Origin of the sequence: Nitratireductor sp. XY-223 (assembly GCF_004959855.1) — a bacterium.
Taxonomy (GTDB): Bacteria; Pseudomonadota; Alphaproteobacteria; order Rhizobiales; family Rhizobiaceae; genus Hoeflea_A.
Map to the genome: position 1 here is coordinate 734,520 of NZ_SPNT01000002.1, position 14,833 is coordinate 749,352.

Annotated in this window: 16 protein-coding genes and 1 pseudogene; 6 read left to right on the forward strand and 11 right to left on the reverse strand. The window is 62.7% G+C overall.

Going from position 1 to position 14,833, the window contains the following annotated elements; all coding sequences use genetic code 11:
- The 5 genes and pseudogenes from E4M07_RS29060 to E4M07_RS10065 all read right to left on the reverse strand — a co-directional run.
- Positions 1–189 (reverse strand): annotated as a pseudogene (locus E4M07_RS29060) (signal recognition particle-docking protein FtsY); the annotation flags it as partial.
- Between the two features lie 22 nt (positions 190–211).
- The gene (gene mtaB, locus E4M07_RS10050) at positions 212–1,501 is read right to left on the reverse strand and encodes a tRNA (N(6)-L-threonylcarbamoyladenosine(37)-C(2))-methylthiotransferase MtaB (protein ID WP_136658167.1); all 1,290 of its coding nucleotides are present in this window, start codon (positions 1,499–1,501) and stop codon (positions 212–214) included.
- A complete protein-coding gene (gene dapF, locus E4M07_RS10055) occupies positions 1,498–2,403 on the reverse strand; it encodes a diaminopimelate epimerase (protein ID WP_136658168.1) in 906 nt (301 codons plus the stop codon). Before dapF ends, mtaB begins: the two co-directional genes overlap by 4 nt.
- A gap of 38 nt (positions 2,404–2,441) precedes the next feature.
- Positions 2,442–3,542, reverse strand: coding sequence for an MBL fold metallo-hydrolase (locus E4M07_RS10060; RefSeq protein WP_136658169.1), 1,101 nt, complete (start codon positions 3,540–3,542; stop codon positions 2,442–2,444).
- A 64-nt stretch (positions 3,543–3,606) separates the two neighbouring features.
- A complete protein-coding gene (locus E4M07_RS10065) occupies positions 3,607–4,071 on the reverse strand; it encodes an Lrp/AsnC family transcriptional regulator (protein WP_136658170.1) in 465 nt (154 codons plus the stop codon).
- 100 nt (positions 4,072–4,171) lie between these two features.
- Here E4M07_RS10065 and E4M07_RS10070 point away from each other — a divergent pair, with 100 nt between their 5' ends.
- On the forward strand, positions 4,172–5,488 hold the full coding sequence (locus E4M07_RS10070; RefSeq protein WP_136658171.1) for a cystathionine gamma-synthase family protein: 1,317 nt from the start codon (positions 4,172–4,174) through the stop codon (positions 5,486–5,488).
- A gap of 22 nt (positions 5,489–5,510) precedes the next feature.
- On the opposite strand, the gene E4M07_RS10075 is transcribed toward E4M07_RS10070, so the two are convergent.
- Entirely contained in the window at positions 5,511–5,894 is a 384-nt protein-coding gene (locus E4M07_RS10075; protein ID WP_136658172.1) for a cupin domain-containing protein, read from the reverse strand.
- Positions 5,895–6,061: 167 nt separating this feature from the next.
- Between E4M07_RS10075 and E4M07_RS10080 the strand changes: the two genes are divergently transcribed.
- Positions 6,062–7,501 (forward strand): adenylate/guanylate cyclase domain-containing protein, encoded by a 1,440-nt coding sequence (locus E4M07_RS10080; RefSeq protein ID WP_206057211.1) that lies wholly within the window; start codon positions 6,062–6,064, stop codon positions 7,499–7,501.
- Between the two features lie 6 nt (positions 7,502–7,507).
- Here E4M07_RS10080 and E4M07_RS10085 read toward each other — a convergent pair whose 3' ends face one another.
- The 3 genes from E4M07_RS10085 to E4M07_RS10095 all read right to left on the reverse strand — a co-directional run bounded on the left by E4M07_RS10085 (position 7,508) and on the right by E4M07_RS10095 (position 10,961).
- Complete coding sequence (locus tag E4M07_RS10085; RefSeq protein ID WP_136658173.1) at positions 7,508–9,892, reverse strand: methyl-accepting chemotaxis protein; 2,385 nt, start codon at positions 9,890–9,892, stop codon at positions 7,508–7,510.
- Positions 9,893–10,107: 215 nt separating this feature from the next.
- Positions 10,108–10,476, reverse strand: a complete 369-nt coding sequence (locus E4M07_RS10090) for a rhodanese-like domain-containing protein (RefSeq protein ID WP_169054182.1) — start codon at positions 10,474–10,476, stop codon at positions 10,108–10,110.
- Between the two features lie 38 nt (positions 10,477–10,514).
- Complete coding sequence (locus E4M07_RS10095; protein WP_136658174.1) at positions 10,515–10,961, reverse strand: helix-turn-helix transcriptional regulator; 447 nt, start codon at positions 10,959–10,961, stop codon at positions 10,515–10,517.
- A 244-nt stretch (positions 10,962–11,205) separates the two neighbouring features.
- Between E4M07_RS10095 and E4M07_RS10100 the strand changes: the two genes are divergently transcribed.
- The 4 genes from E4M07_RS10100 to E4M07_RS10115 are packed head-to-tail and all read left to right on the forward strand — an operon-like array spanning position 11,206 to position 13,000.
- Positions 11,206–11,787: a hypothetical protein gene (locus tag E4M07_RS10100; protein ID WP_136658175.1), complete on the forward strand. Its 582-nt coding sequence runs from the start codon at positions 11,206–11,208 to the stop codon at positions 11,785–11,787.
- 33 nt (positions 11,788–11,820) lie between these two features.
- Positions 11,821–12,207 (forward strand): MAPEG family protein, encoded by a 387-nt coding sequence (locus E4M07_RS10105; RefSeq protein WP_136658176.1) that lies wholly within the window; start codon positions 11,821–11,823, stop codon positions 12,205–12,207.
- Between the two features lie 32 nt (positions 12,208–12,239).
- Positions 12,240–12,578 (forward strand): metalloregulator ArsR/SmtB family transcription factor, encoded by a 339-nt coding sequence (locus tag E4M07_RS10110; protein ID WP_136658177.1) that lies wholly within the window; start codon positions 12,240–12,242, stop codon positions 12,576–12,578.
- Positions 12,578–13,000 (forward strand): SRPBCC domain-containing protein, encoded by a 423-nt coding sequence (locus E4M07_RS10115; RefSeq protein ID WP_136658178.1) that lies wholly within the window; start codon positions 12,578–12,580, stop codon positions 12,998–13,000. Before E4M07_RS10110 ends, E4M07_RS10115 begins: the two co-directional genes overlap by 1 nt.
- Positions 13,001–13,064: 64 nt before the next feature.
- Here the strand turns inward: E4M07_RS10115 and E4M07_RS10120 are convergent, their stop codons facing one another.
- Complete coding sequence (locus E4M07_RS10120; protein WP_136658179.1) at positions 13,065–13,802, reverse strand: hypothetical protein; 738 nt, start codon at positions 13,800–13,802, stop codon at positions 13,065–13,067.
- A 111-nt stretch (positions 13,803–13,913) separates the two neighbouring features.
- Positions 13,914–14,774, reverse strand: a complete 861-nt coding sequence (locus tag E4M07_RS10125) for an ABC transporter six-transmembrane domain-containing protein (protein WP_136658180.1) — start codon at positions 14,772–14,774, stop codon at positions 13,914–13,916.
- Positions 14,775–14,833: the final 59 nt, after the last annotated feature.

The following is a 14,833-nucleotide window of genomic DNA, read 5'->3' on the forward strand; positions in this document are numbered from 1 at the left end:
AGGTGCCTGTGCTACCGGTTCAGCCGCCTGTTGCTTCTCGATTTCCACGGCCGGTTCGGCAGCGGTCTCAACCGGCGCCTCAACGGCCTCCGCTTCGGCAACCTGGACCTCGGCCTCGCCGTCTTCCGTCGTCACGACGGTTTTTTTCTTGCCGAAGGAAAAGACCTTCTTGATGAAGCCGAGTGCCATATGCCGCCGCTCTGTTTCGCTCTCAGGCCGCCGCCCGGGATGAGGGTTGATCGCCCGCCGCGCCGGCGGTGAGCCGGTCGCCGTCGTGGCCTGTGATGGTTGCCGGGACGATGGTGCCGGGCGCTCCCGTCACCGCTGCGACAAGCGTGAAATTCTCCGTCCGGCCCAGCCCCTCGCGCTCGATCAGGACGCGCTGGCCGGTGCCGACCAGTCTTTCCAGGTGTGCGGTATAGGCTTGGCGGCCCTTTTCACGCAAGCGCGCCGCGCGCTGCTTGACGAGGCCGCGGTCGAGCTGCGGCATGCGGGCCGCCGGCGTTCCCTCGCGCGGCGAGAACGGAAAGACATGCAGGAACGCGAGGCCGCAATCATCGATCAGCGACAGGGCGTTGTCGAACATTGCGTCGGTCTCGGTCGGGAAACCGGCGATGAGATCGGCGCCCAGCGCGATGTCCGGCCGCAGACGCCGCGCGTCCTCGCAGAAGCCGACCGCCTGGTCGCGCAGGTGCCGCCGCTTCATGCGCTTCAGGATCATGTCGTCGCCGTGCTGCAGCGAAAGATGCAGATAGGGCATGAAACGCCGTTCCTCGGCGATGAGCCGCATGAGGTGTTCGTCCGCCTCGATGGAGTCGATCGAGGACAGGCGCAGGCGCTCGAGATCGGGCACCTGATCGAGGATGTTGCGGGCAAGCAGCCCCAGCGTAGGCCGGCCGGGCAGATCGGCGCCGTAGCTTGTGGCATCGACGCCGGTAATGACAACCTCACGGTAGCCGTTGCCGACGAGCCGCTTGACCTGTTCGACGACGGCGCCCATGGGCACCGAGCGGGAGTTGCCGCGGCCATAGGGGATAATGCAGAAGGTGCACCGGTGGTCGCAGCCGTTCTGGACCTGGACGAAGGCGCGGGCGCGACCCTCGATGGCGTCGACCATCTGCGGCGCCGTTGCCTTGACGCTCATGATGTCGTTGACGCGGATCTTTTCTTCGGCCGAAACGCCGAAATCGGGCAGGCGGCGGTAGCTCGCGCTCTTCAGCTTTTCCTCGTTGCCGAGCACCGCGTCGACCTCGTCCATCGCGGCGAAGGTCGCGGCCTCGGTCTGCGCCGCGCAGCCGGTGACGATGATGCGGGCATGGGGGTTCTCGCGCCGGGCGCGGCGGATCGCCTGCTTGGCCTGACGCACCGCTTCGCCGGTTACAGCGCAGGTGTTGACGATGACCGCATTGTTCAGTCCGGCCTTGCCGGCCTCGCGCCGCATCACCTCCGATTCATAGGTGTTCAGCCGGCAGCCGAACGTGATCAGGTCGACGCCGCTCACGAGACGCTCTCCCTCTCCGGTGTGCCGTTTTTCGCATCCGGCAGCCAGGCGCCGGTCTGCGGGTCGAGGGTGCCGGAGAATTCCCATTCGGCGGGGCCGGTCATGGTGACGCGGTTCGTTTCCTCGCTCCAGTCGATCAGCAGCGGGCCGCCCGGCACGTTGACCGTCACCTGGCGCTCCGTTCGCCTTGTGCGGGCGGCGGAAACCGCGGCGGCGCAGGCCGCCGAGCCGCAGGCCTGCGTCAGGCCGGCGCCGCGCTCCCAGGTGCGCAGGTCAAGCTCGGTCCTGGTGCGGACGCGTGCGATCGAGATATTGGCGCGCTCGGGGAAAATCGGATGGTTCTCCAGAAGCGGCCCGAAACGGTCGAGGTCATAGGACCAGACATCGTCGTCCACCCAGAAGACGACGTGCGGGTTGCCCATGGAGACGGCGGACGGCGAGTGCAGCACCGGCGCGTCGATCGGGCCGACCTGCAGTTCGATCATGCGGGTGTCGCGGAATTCTTCGCCGAGCGGAATCTTCTCCCAGTGGAACTCCGGCTTTCCCATGTCGACGGTGATCGATTCATCGTCGTTCTCGCGGGCGTTCAGGATGCCGGCCACCGTCTGGAAGGTGAAGGCCTTCCTGCCGGTCTCGGCGCTGAGCGCCTGGACGACGCAGCGGGTGCCATTGCCGCAGGCCTGAGCCTTCGAGCCGTCGGAATTGAGAATGTCGATATAGTTGTCCGTGTTGTGGACGCGCGGATCGTGGATCGCCATGATCTGGTCGAAAGCGGTGCGTTGATCGGCGGCCAGGGCAATGGCGGCCGCGGGCGTGACGGCGTCCGGGCGGCCGCGCATGTCGACCACCAGGATCTGATTACCCAGCCCGTTCATCTTCGCAAATGGAACCATGTCCGCCATCGGCCTACTTTCCTAAAAAGCGTATATGGCCGAAGTTCCTATAAATTACCAGATGCGGCGTTTTCACCAGCGCCTGCCGACTGTTCCGCGTCTGCCGGCACGTCCCAGCTCTCGCCGGGCCGCAGCGGCCGGAAGCGGGCCGGATCGATGCTTTTCTGCCGCAGCGCCTCCTTCAGCGCAGCGAGCGGCTCGTCGATCGCCTCGTTGGTCAGCGGGAAGGTTCCCCAGTGATGTCCGACCGCGTGGTCGGCTGCGCAGATCTCGAAGCCCTCGACGGCTTCCCGCGGGTTCTGATGATGGTCCTTCATGAACCAGCGCGGCTCGAAGGCACCGATCGGCAATATGGCGAGACGAAAGCCGCCGAATTTCCGGAAAGCCGCCCGGTAGTTGACGCCGCCGTGAAAGCCGGTGTCTCCGACGTGGTAGATGCGGCCTGCCGGCGTTTCGAGGATGAAGGCGCCCCAGAGGGCCATGCGCCGGTCGCGGCTGCCGCGCGCCGACCAGTGATGGCACGGTTCGATGTGAATCCGCACCCCGCCGGCAACCTCGAAACTGTCGCCCCAGTCGCCGGTCCTTATCTGCATGCCCTTCACGGCCTCGTGCACGATTTTGTCATTCCCGAGTGGCGTGACCACGAGCGGCTTGTGGTGTTTGTGCAGCCGTTTGAGGGTTTCGATATCGAGATGGTCGTAGTGGTTATGGGTCAGCAATACCAGATCGATATCCGGCAACCGGTCGAAGGCGATGCCGGGCGCGTTGACGCGTTTCGGCCCGACGAAGGAAAGCGGGGAAACGCGCTGCGCCCACACCGGATCGGTCAGGATGTTCAGGCCCGCGACCTGGATCAGCATGGTGGCATGGCCGACCATGGTGACCCGCAGGTCGTCGCCATCGACGCCGGAAACCGGCGCCGCGCCGGAAAACGGGCTGTCGAAACGGGCCGGCCAACGGTTGCGTTTTTCGCCGAACTGCCACTTGAGAAGATCGCGCAGCCCGTTGGGCGGCCTGCCGCCGGGATTGAAGAAAAAAGTGCCGTCGAAATGGTCCGAAACGGGGCCTGAATAGTATTTATTGACGCGGTTCTTGCTGTCGCCGCGCGAGGCGCGAGGCGATGGCAATTGTTCGTTCTTCTGCTCCATTATCCTGAGATAAGCGGCCGAGGGCGAGTTTCAAGTCGGGCCTCGCGGAGCTTGACGCCGGCTGTCAGACGGCGTCCAGCGGCAGGTGCGGGCGGTCCTTGACCTTGCCGATGACGATGGAGGTCTCGATGCCGGAGATGCCCGGCAGCTCGGCAAGCACATCGCGCAGATAGCGGTTGTAATCCTTCATGCCTGCAAGGCGCAGCGTAAGGATATAGTCGTGCGGCCCCGTGATCAGGTCGCAGCGCTGGATTTCCGGCAGGCTCATGATCCGCGCTTCGAATTGCGAGATCGTCGCCCGGTCGCGGTTGAGCAGCTTGATAAAGACGTAGATCGCCAGTTCCAGCCCGCATTTGTCCGCGTCGATCTCGGCCCGGATGCCGCGAATGATCCCGGCTTCCTCCAGTTGCCTTATACGGCGGCGCGTCGGTGTCGGCGAAAGGCCGACCGCCTGGGCGACCGATTCGACGCTGGCCCGCCCGTCCTCGGTCAGCGTGGCGATAATCATTTTATCCGTTTTGTCGAGCATTTTAGCTGAAAACCTCTAATTTTGTGCTGTATGGTAGCAAAATAGGAGAGATTTGGCCAATGCGAACAGCGTAAACTTCTCACCAAGAGGAGATGTCGCCATGCCCGGATCAAAATCCTTCCGCCGCACCCATCTCGGCGGCCACATGCTTCACCCGTCAACGCAGATGATGTCCTTCGGCTACGAGCCGTCCATGTCCGAAGGGGCGGTCAAGCCGCCGGTTTTCCTGACCTCGACTTTTGCCTTCCAGTCGGCGGAGGAGGGCGCGGCGTTCTTCGATGTGGTGGCCGGACGGAAACCGGCGCCCGACGATGGCGGCGCGGGCGGCCTTGTCTACAGCCGCTTCAATCACCCCAATACCGAAATCGTGGAAGACCGACTGGCGCTGTTCGACGGCGCCGAGGCAGCGCTTCTGACATCGTCCGGCATGGCGGCGATCAGCGCTGTCTTTTTGACGCTGCTTCGTCCCGGCGACTCCATCGCCCACTACACACCGCTTTACGGCGGAACCGAGTCGCTGATCGGAAAGTTGCTGCCGGGCTGGGGGATCAAGCCGATCCCGTTTGTCGACGGTCTTTCGGAAGGGGCGCTCATCTACACGCTCGAAAAGGCGGCACGGCACGGACCGGTGAAGATCCTTTATCTGGAGACGCCGGCAAACCCGACAAATGCCATGATCGATCTTGCCATGGCGCGGCGGGTCGTTGACCGGTGGTCGCAGATTTCCGGACACAAGCCGGTCATCGTCTGCGACAACACCATGCTCGGCCCGGTGTTCCAGAAGCCGATCGACCTCGGGATCGACCTGTGCGTCTATTCACTGACAAAATATGTCGGCGGGCACAGCGACCTGATCGCCGGCGGCATCACCGGTACCAGGACGCTGCTGAACGCGATCCGACTGACGCGGAGCGCCTACGGTTTCCAGCTCGACCCGCATTCATCGTGGATGCTTGCACGATCGATGGAAACCCTGACGCTGAGAATGGAAAGGGCGGCCGATTCGGCGACACGTGTCGCTGAATGGCTGGCCGGCAACACGATCATTCCCTGCACGGTCCTGCACCCGCTCTACTCGGCCAGCCAGAAGGAACGATCGGTCTATGAAAACCAGTGCACCGGCCCGGGCTCGACCTTCTCTTTCGTCATCGATGACGACCGCGCCATGGCCTTCCGCATTCTCAACGAGTTGCGGCTATTCAAACTGGCCGTCAGTCTTGGGGGAACGGAATCGCTGGTCTGTCACCCGGCATCGACAACCCATTCAGGTGTGCCGCTCGAGGCGCGGGATTCGGCCGGCGTCACGGAAGGGCTTATCAGGCTGTCGGTGGGGCTGGAACACGCGGACGATCTTATCGAGGATCTCAAGCAGGCCTTCAACAAGGCCTCAAAGGGCGCATTGGCGCTGGCAGGCTGACCGGGCCTGCCCCGGAATTGCTCTAACGCGGCGCCCAACGCCAGCCGAGTTCCGCGTCGTCCTCGTAGGTCGCCTCGTAGATCGGCGCGGCGAGCGCCAGCTGGAGATAGAGCGTACCGGTTCCGCGATTGGCGAAGCCGTGCTTGGTGCCGGCCGGTATGACGACCGATCGTCCCGCCGGGACCGTCTCGGTCTCGTCACCGACCCAGATTTCAGCGGTGCCCTCGACGACGCTGATAACCTTCTCGACGGCATGGACATGGGTGGGCGCTCCCTTTCCCGGAAGGCACCACTGATCGAATATGCACAACTGCCTGCAGCCGGTCAGAAGCGAACACCGCATTCTTGTGGTCACGCCCGGCTGCCATTCCTCCAGCGGCTGATTTTCATAGTCATTAATTTTCATGGGCCTTTTCCCGGTCCGTCGCAGGTTTCGCAAAGTATCAACCGGCGATCACGTCGGGTTCAAGTGAATTGATCCATTGCGGGTGCCTTAACTGTTATTATTTACTTGGCTTTTCTTAACAGTGTGTCTTCAAAGGCACATTGTCACCGCTCCAGTGGAGATGCGCATTGGCTGCATTAGAATTGGTCACCAGACAGTTTCGCCGCGGAACGCGGCTCGATCAGCTGCCCGAACGCGTTCGCGTGGCGCTGGATGAACGCGAACGCGCCAACGAGATCATGGCGCGCCTCATCCAGTTGACGATCGTGCTCATGTTCTCCGCGATCTACTTCATCAGCCCGAAGACCAGCCCCGACGAGGCGTTTTCGCCGGTTCCGTACGTGCTTGGCGCCTATCTGGTCGTCAGCGTGATCGGCTTGATCTGGTCCATTCGCCAGAAGCTGCCGCACTGGTCGGTCTACGGCTCGATCCTGTTCGACTTCGGACTGCTCTACAGCCTGATGGTCAGCTTCCATATCCAGTACATGCAGCCGGCATCGTTCATCCTGAAGGCGCCGACGCTGCTCTACGTTTTCATATTCATCGCCATCCGCGCGCTTCGCTTCGAAGCCCGTTTCGTAATTGCGGCCGGTTTCGTCGCCGCGGCCGGCTGGGCAGCGATGATCGTTTACGTGACGCGCATCGATTCCGGCGACAACATGCTGACCCGCTCCTACGTGGAATACCTGACGTCGAATTCAATCCTCATCGGCGCCGAGATCGACAAGATCCTGTCGATCCTGTTCGTGACGGGCGTCCTGACGCTGGTGGTCAACGCATCGAAGAACCTGCTGGTCAGCGCCGTGACCGAGGAGCAGGCCGCCAGCGACCTGTCGCGCTTTTTCGACACCAGCATCGCAAGCGGCATCCGCCAGAGCGCCGACCGCCTGGAAGCCGGAAAGGGCGAGAACCGTGAAGCGGCGATCCTGTTCGTCGACATTCGCGGTTTCACGCGCATAGCTGCGGGCATGAATGCCTCGGACGTGATGCTGACCCTGTCGCGCTACCACGGCCGGGTCGTCCCCATCGTTCAGCAATGCGGCGGCGTGATCGACAAGTTCATGGGCGACGGCATCATGGCGACCTTCAGTTTCGACGGCGACCGGGCCGCGGCCTCGAAACGGGCCATGGAAGCGGCCGAAATGATCCTGCGCGATGCGGAGCGGTGGCCAAAAGAAGAACCGGCGCTCAAGGCCATCAGCGAGAACGGCATCGGAATCGGCGTCGCCTCCGGCCCGGTGGCGTTCGGAGCGGTCGGCCAGGAAAACCGGCTGGAGATCACCGTTATCGGCTCGGCCGTCAACCACTCGGCGAAGCTGGAAAAACACAACAAGGTGCTGGGATCGCGGATGATCGCGTCCGCCCATACCTATCGCGAAGCGCTGGAGAAGGGTTACATCGGCGACCTTGTGGCGGAAGTCCGGACCGACATGCTCGAAGGCGTTGCGGAGCCGCAGGAAATAGCGGTGCTGACCCTTTCAACCGCCGGCCACACCTCCGACGGCGGGGAAACGGGTGCCGGTGCGCCCCCTCCGGTTTCAACGGAGAGGACGCGGACCGGCACCTGACTTTCGCTAGAATTCGTCCCAGTTCTCGTCGTCATCTGGGGATGTGGCCGCGTTGCCGTCGAAACCGAGCGCGCTGCTGACGGCTTTCACCATCCTGCGGGCCGGCGAGGGGACATGCCCGGACGTCTCATCCGCCTCCTTCAACGGCGCGGCGGGCGGTTCTCCGGAAAGGCGGAATTCGCCGATGCGGCTGGAAAGCCCGCCGACGTCCTCGGCCAGCTGATGGGTAACGGCGGTTGTTTCCTCGACCATCGCCGCGTTCTGCTGGGTCATCTGGTCCATCTGCGTGACGGCGGCATTGACCTCCTCGATGCCGGTGAGCTGCTCGTTCGCCGCCGTTGCAATGGCGCTGATGGCGTTGTTGACATTGGTGACATGCTCGGAGATCTGCGTCAGCGCGTCGCCGGTCGCCTTGACCATCTTCACGCCGTTGCCGACCTGCTCGCCCGATTTGGTGATCAGTTCCTTGATCTCCTGCGCGGCGGTGGCGGCCCGCTGCGCGAGTTCGCGCACCTCCTGGGCAACGACGGCAAAGCCCTTTCCGGCCTCACCGGCCCGTGCCGCCTCGACGCCCGCATTCAGGGCCAGGAGGTTGGTCTGGAAGGCGATCTCGTCGATCACGTTGATGATGTTGGAGATTTCGCCGGAGGCGGATTCGATGCCTTCCATGGCCGAGACCGCCTCGGCGACGACGGCGCTCGACTTTTCGGCGTCGGTCTGCGCGGCTCCGGCCATCTGGGCCGCCTCCCCGGCCCGCTCGGACGTTCCCTTCACCGCCGACGTGATCTCTTCAAGCGCGGCGGAGGATTCCTCGAGAGAGGCGGCCTGCTGCTCCGTGCGCCGCGACAGATCGTCGGCCGCCGAGCGGATCTCCATGGAGTTGTTGTCTATGGAGCCGGTGCTTTCGCGGATATCGCAAAGCGTTCCGTTGAGTTTTTCAACGGAGGCGTTGAAATCGATCCTCAGGCGCTCCAATGCCTCCATGAACGGCGTGTCGAGGCTGACCGTCAGATCGCCTTCCGACAGGCGCGTCAGGCCGCTTGCGAGGGCATCGACCGCCTCCTGCATCCGGCGGGCTTCCTCGGCCTTGGCCGCCTCGCGCTCGGCGCGTTCGCGGTCGCTCAGCGAACGGTTTTCCTCCGCTTCGCGCTCGAGGTTCTCCTTCTCGATAGCGGCGTCCCGGAACACGGCAACGGAACGCACCATCTCGCCGATCTCGTCCTTGCGGGCCTCGCCTTTCAGCTCAAGGTCCGTGTTGCCATTGGCGAGTTCGGACATGTTGTTGACCACATCCGATATGGGCCGCGTGATGGAACGGGAGAACAAAATAGCCGCCGCCATCGCTGCGCCCAGCAGGGCAAGTGCAATGAGCAGCACGATGTTGCGCAGCGATGTAACGCCCGCAAGCGCTTCCGAGCGGTCGATGACGGCACCGACCACCCAGCCGGATCCGCCGAAATCGACCGGCGCGAAGGCCGCGATGGCATCGATGCCGCGATAGCCGGATATGGTCCCGGTCTCCATTTTGTCGCGTGTTGCGGAGGCGATCATGGGCGTATCGATCCGTGTGGCGAGCGCTTCATTCTCTTCCGTCTTTGTAGAATCGGAGATCAGGAATCCGTCATTGCGGATCAGGATCGTTTCGCCGGATGCACCGAGGCCGGTGGTGTTGTTCATGATGTTGGCGATGATGTCGTTCGGCATCTGCAGCACAACGACTCCGGCAACATCCTTGCCGACGGTGACAGGCATTCCGATGAACGCCGCCGGCGCGTCGTTGGACGGGCCGTAGGGCATGAAATCCTTGAGCACGAACTGATCGGTGGGTCCGGCTTCCATCACCTCCCTGTAAACATTGGCGAGATCGGTGTCCTTCCACTGGCCGTTCACCAGGTTGGTCGCGTAGTCGCGCTCCTTGAATACCGTGTAGACGACATTGCCCTTTTCATCGATGAGGAACAGGTCGTAGTAGCCGTTGTCGAGGATGAACTGGCGCAGCTTGTCGTGGTACTTCTTGTGGATGCTGTCATAACCGTCGACATCGGCCGTATCGAGAAGGTGTTTCTGACCGACCGGATGCGGATTGTCGTCGATATAGCGTTTCTGAAGCTCGGTAACGGCGTCGCCTTCCATATAGTTCCAGCCGAACTTGAAGGCGCTGAAGGCGTTGCTGACCTCCGGGTCCCTGACGAGCGTGTTCAGGTCCTTCTCAACCGTCTTCAGGTAGGTCTCGACCTGGTTGCGGCGGCCGTCGGCGACGGCCTCCAGCTTTTCATAGGCTTTCCGCTCCAGCGTATTGGAGCTTATGACAAGTGCAGCGACACTGGAGGCACCGATGGCGACGATGGTCAGCAGTGCAGCTGCAAGCGGCAGCTTGCGTGAAATCAGCATTATGGAGCGCTTTTCTTTCGGAGTATGACTTCCACATGCCCGTGGGCCGTCCGAAATCGCGCATCATGCATTTCTAGGCGTGGTACCTGGATATTCCGGCAAGAAAATTTTTGCCTAACAGCGTTAAACGGCAGTTAATTCATCAGATTTTACGGTGGCTCATCGAAGATTTGAAACCATTGCGCGAAATGTAAGCCGAATATTCCCTGCAGGGTTTACTTGTTTTTGTCTTCGATCGGGCCGCCGGCGTCTTTCCACCCGGTAAAACCGGATTCGATGTGACTGACGCCGGAGAGGCCCATTTCCACCGCCGTCCTGGCCGAAAGAGCCGACCGCCAGCCGGATGCGCAGTAGAACACGAAGCGCTTTCCCGACTGGAACTCTTCCTTGGCGTAGGGGCTTTCAGGGTCGATCCAGAATTCAAGCATGCCGCGGGGGCAGTGAAAGGCACCGGGAATGAGGCCGTCGCGCTGCAATTCGCGCACATCGCGCAGATCAACGAACAGCACGTCCGCGTCACCATGGAGCGACACGGCTTTCTCGGCGGTCACCCGATCAACGATTTCGTTGGCCTCGGCGACCATGTCCTTGAAGCGTTTGATGTCGGCCAAAGGAACCGCCCTCAGTCCGTGACCAGTTCGTCCACGGTGACGTTCAGCACCTTGGCGATCTTGCAGATCGCCGTCAGGGTCGGCCGCCTGGACCCGTCCTCGATGCCGGCAATATAGGTTTCGTCGAGGCCGGTCCGGGCAGCGAGCTGACGCAGGCTGATGCGGCGAAACTCGCGCGCTTGCGTGACGGCGCTGCCGTTGTGACCCTTGCTGCGCACGACCTCGTGGGTGGCCGGATCGACGGTCGCTTCGAAGATCGACTGCGCCGCCATCGATTCGGCGAGGATCAGTGCCTCGTGCATGGCGTTGAACTCGGCTTCGCGCACCACGACAAAACGCTCTCCGGTCGCCGGTGCCTCGAAGGAGCTGATTCCGGTCAGTGTGTTGTGAAGCTTGGGATGCGCGGCATCCCCCGATCTGCCCTGGCCATAAAAGGCGCGCGCGGCATTGCTACTCATCCAGGTCCCCGTCCTCTACGCAATAATCCTCGATCCACCGCCCAGACCGCCGAAGACTATAACTTCATTATCAAAAGTACAACTTCGCCCACGAAAATTAGTAGTGCACATGTGTGACAAACATGTTCTGGGCCCGCGCGTATTGCGGCAGCCTTTCCGGGGCGAAGGCGGTCAGAAACTCCTTGACATGTAATCTGTAGGTTACATAAATACAGCCAGCTTTTCTCAAACCGGGAGATCGACCATGCTCAGAACCGCAATCGCGATATCCGGACTGCTGCTGCTCGGCCACGGCGCCGGCGCGGCGACGCTCAGCCAGACGATCCATTTTCCGGGCGCCAGCGCGGACGCGCTGTACGAGCTTTATGCGACCAGCGACGGCCACAAGGCGGTGACCGGACTTCCGGCCAGCTACCGGGCGCCGGACGGTGCCGAGAGCGAGCGGGCACAGGCGGGCGGAACGCTCGACGCGTTCTGTTTCCAGCCCGACATGTGCGCGCTGAAGGCCCGGGTCCTCGACATATCCAATGCCGAGGGCGTCCACTCCATAACCATGGCGTGGTGGAATTTCGGCTGGGTATCGGCGGTCGATCCGGCGGATATGACCGTCGAGGGGCGCGGGGCGCCCGATTCGACGCTGGTGCTGACTTTCAGGGACACGCTGCGCGGTGCGCAGATTGAGCTCGTTCAGGTCAATGTGCCGGATTTCAAGGTACGCATACCCAATCCCGACCAGACCGAGGAAGTCGGCCCGCTGAGTTCGATCGTCAACACCCACTGGAACACGCTCTACTGGGACGGCTTTCGCCGCAACCTCGCCCCGTAAGTCCAAGGAACCCATCGAACAGGGAACGCACCCATGCCCTTCGAAATCACCGGCATCTATGCCAGCCTGCTGGCGATCGTGATGATCTTTCTAAGCACCCGGGTCAGCATCCTGCGGGCACAAACGGACATTCCAATGCTGCATGGCGAGAACGTCCAGCTTGCAGAATGGATCCGCCGGCACGGCAATTTCACCGAGAACGCGCCGATGGGGCTGATCCTGATGGCGATCGTCGAGGCATCGGGCGCGTCCGTCCTGTTGCTCAACGTCATCGGCGGAACCCTGCTGGTGGGGCGCATCGCCCATCCGTTCGGCATCGCCGCCAAGGACGAGAACAAGGTCGCGCGGGGCGCGGGCGCGCTGCTGACGGCTGCCTCGATGCTGATTTGCGTGGTGTTCATCCTGGTCAATGCGGTCTAGAACCAATCCGGACCACACGGACCGGGATGCCGATGACCTATCGCCTGCAAAACATCTACTCCGTCATTGCCGATGACCGTCGGCGGGCGCTGATCGACTGCCTCGCAGAGGGCGAAAGGACGGCGGGCGAGCTTGCCAGCCGGTTCGACATTTCCCGCCCGGCCGTCGCCAAGCACCTGCGCATCCTGGAGGAAAGCGGGCTGGTCACGATCACCAATGTCGGCCGCACCCGCGTGCACCGGTTGAATGCGGCGCCGCTGCGCGAGGTCCACGACTGGGTGCAGAAATACGGCCGCTTCTGGGACGAGCGCCTTGAAAACCTCAAACAGGCCGTCGAGGCCGACGTCAAAGCCAGGAAACGGAAGAGCTGATGGCGCATATCCATCGCAGCATCACCATCGCCGCGCTGATCGACGATGTCTGGGCCTATCTCACCGAAAGCGACAAGATCGCCCAGTGGCTGATGCCCAACACCTTCGTTGCCAAGCCCGGCCATGCATTCACCATGGACTGCCCGCCGGGCATCGGCTCGGGAGCGCCGGTGCGCTGCGAGGTCATGGAGCTGCAGCCGCCCGAAAAAGGCCGCGCCCGGCTTGCCTATACCTGGGTGATCGACGAGCCCTATACCGAGACCCTGCTCGAGATCGAGCTGATCGAGGTGGCACGGGAAACGCGCTGCGACCTTGTTCATTCCGGCTGGCGGGACGGAAAGGACGCTTTGCGTGACCGTCACGAGGAGGGCTGGGACGTGCTGCTCGATACCCGGCTGCGGTCGCTGCTGGAGGGCAGTTAGAAACCGGCGTTCCGTTGCCGGCAGCGGCCGTCAACGAAGGGCGCAGTTTGACATCGAATGGCGGCTACAGCTTTGCGATAACGGGCGCGTAGAGCTGCTTGGCATTGCCGGTCACCGGGTCGCCGTGGGCCGGCAGGACGTGCTCGAAATCGAGCTCGGACAGGATCCTGCGGACCTCCGCCGGATCGGGCTTTGCCGCCTTCAACCAGCCGGGGCCGATATTGTGCGGCTTGATAAAGCCCATCAGCCGCATCAGCAGGCGCGCCGGCAGGTTGAAGTAACGGTTGGTCCTTGCCCAGTTCTGCAGGCAGTCGCCGGAAACGACAATGCCGCCCTCGCGCTCGATCAGCAGCAGGCCCTCGCCGGTGCTGGCGGACTTGAACAGGGCGAGCCGGGCGTCCTTCACGGGCAGGGCGGTATCGTCATCAAGGACGACGTCCGGCGAAAAATAGGCTTCGCCCTTGCCGTCGAAACCGGCGATATAGGGCGCGTCGACCGACCAGACCTTTGCCTGGTAGCGGTCCTTGTAGAAGGGATCGTCCATGCCGTGAAATCCGGCGAGCCGGAGGACATGCTTGACCCGGCCGAGGCCTTCGAGCGCCTTGAGGCCGGCCTCGCCCAGCCGGATCGTGTTGACCAGCGTCACGTCGCCGTCCTCAACGAGGACCGTCATGTTGCGGCTGAACCGCGCCGGCACCGGCCCGCTGATGGCAACCGTGCCGGTGACGAAGTGGATGCCCGGAAAGACCTCGACGAGATCGCCGTGCGCCTGTGCCTGCGGGAATGATTGGCTGTCCGTCATCCTGTCCCCCTGCAAACCATCCGATGAAACCTGATCCGGGCGGGACTATAGCTTGCGGACACAGCGCCATCCAAGCCTGCGCCGGTAAAGAGCACGTGAGCGCATTGGCCTTCACGCGGCCTTCTGCGGCGCGTTGATGCGCTGCATGATCTCCGTCAGACGCGACCATCCCTGCAGGGTCACCGGCAGGACGAGGGCGGATTCGACGAACTCCCACGAATAGCTGATGATCGAGAAGATCGTGCCGACGCTGGTCGCAAGGTTCGTCGCCGCGAACCACAGGTTAAAGACGATGAATGCGAGAAGCACGAGGAAGATGGCGCCGTACACATAGGCTTCCGTGTCGGAGAGCCTGATCTCGATCCGGCGCAGCCTGTCCAGATGCGAAAGGATGGCCGAGGGCGCGCGCTGCTCGAGGATCCGGACCTGCTGCTCCGTCTGCTGGTTGTGCTCGCCGTTCAAACGGAAGAAGCGTCCGTGGAACGCGAAGTAGATGGCGATCATCAGCGTCGCGCTGGCCATCGCGGCGTAGGACAGGAACGGGTGGAAGGTAAACAGGATGACCAGTGAAATGACCAGCTGGACGACGGAATTCATCACCGCCGGCACCTCGGTTTCGAGAAAATCCACCAGTTCGCGGCCCATTCCGAGACGGGCGTTCTGACGGGAGACCGGCATGCCGCCGGAGCGTCCGATCAACTCGGTTCCAAGGGCAACGCGGATGGTGCCGTAGGCGCGGGTGTCATAGACGCGCCTTGTCACGCCGATCGCGATCAGCCCGGCGAGCACCGCCGCCAGCCGGATCAGCGGATCCGTATCGCCCTTGAGCAGGCCATCGATCGCGAAGCCCATGAACAGCGGTATCAGCGCCGTCAGGCTGGTCTCGCATAGGGTGAGAAGCCAGGTCAGGCTGATCGGCCGGAGGAATTTGCGGATCAGCGTTCCGACCGTGAGCGGTTGGTCCTTGAGCATTTTTCCGGATCCCGATCGCGAGGGTTGAAGAAAGCGGCCATCAATGCCAATTTATGAGA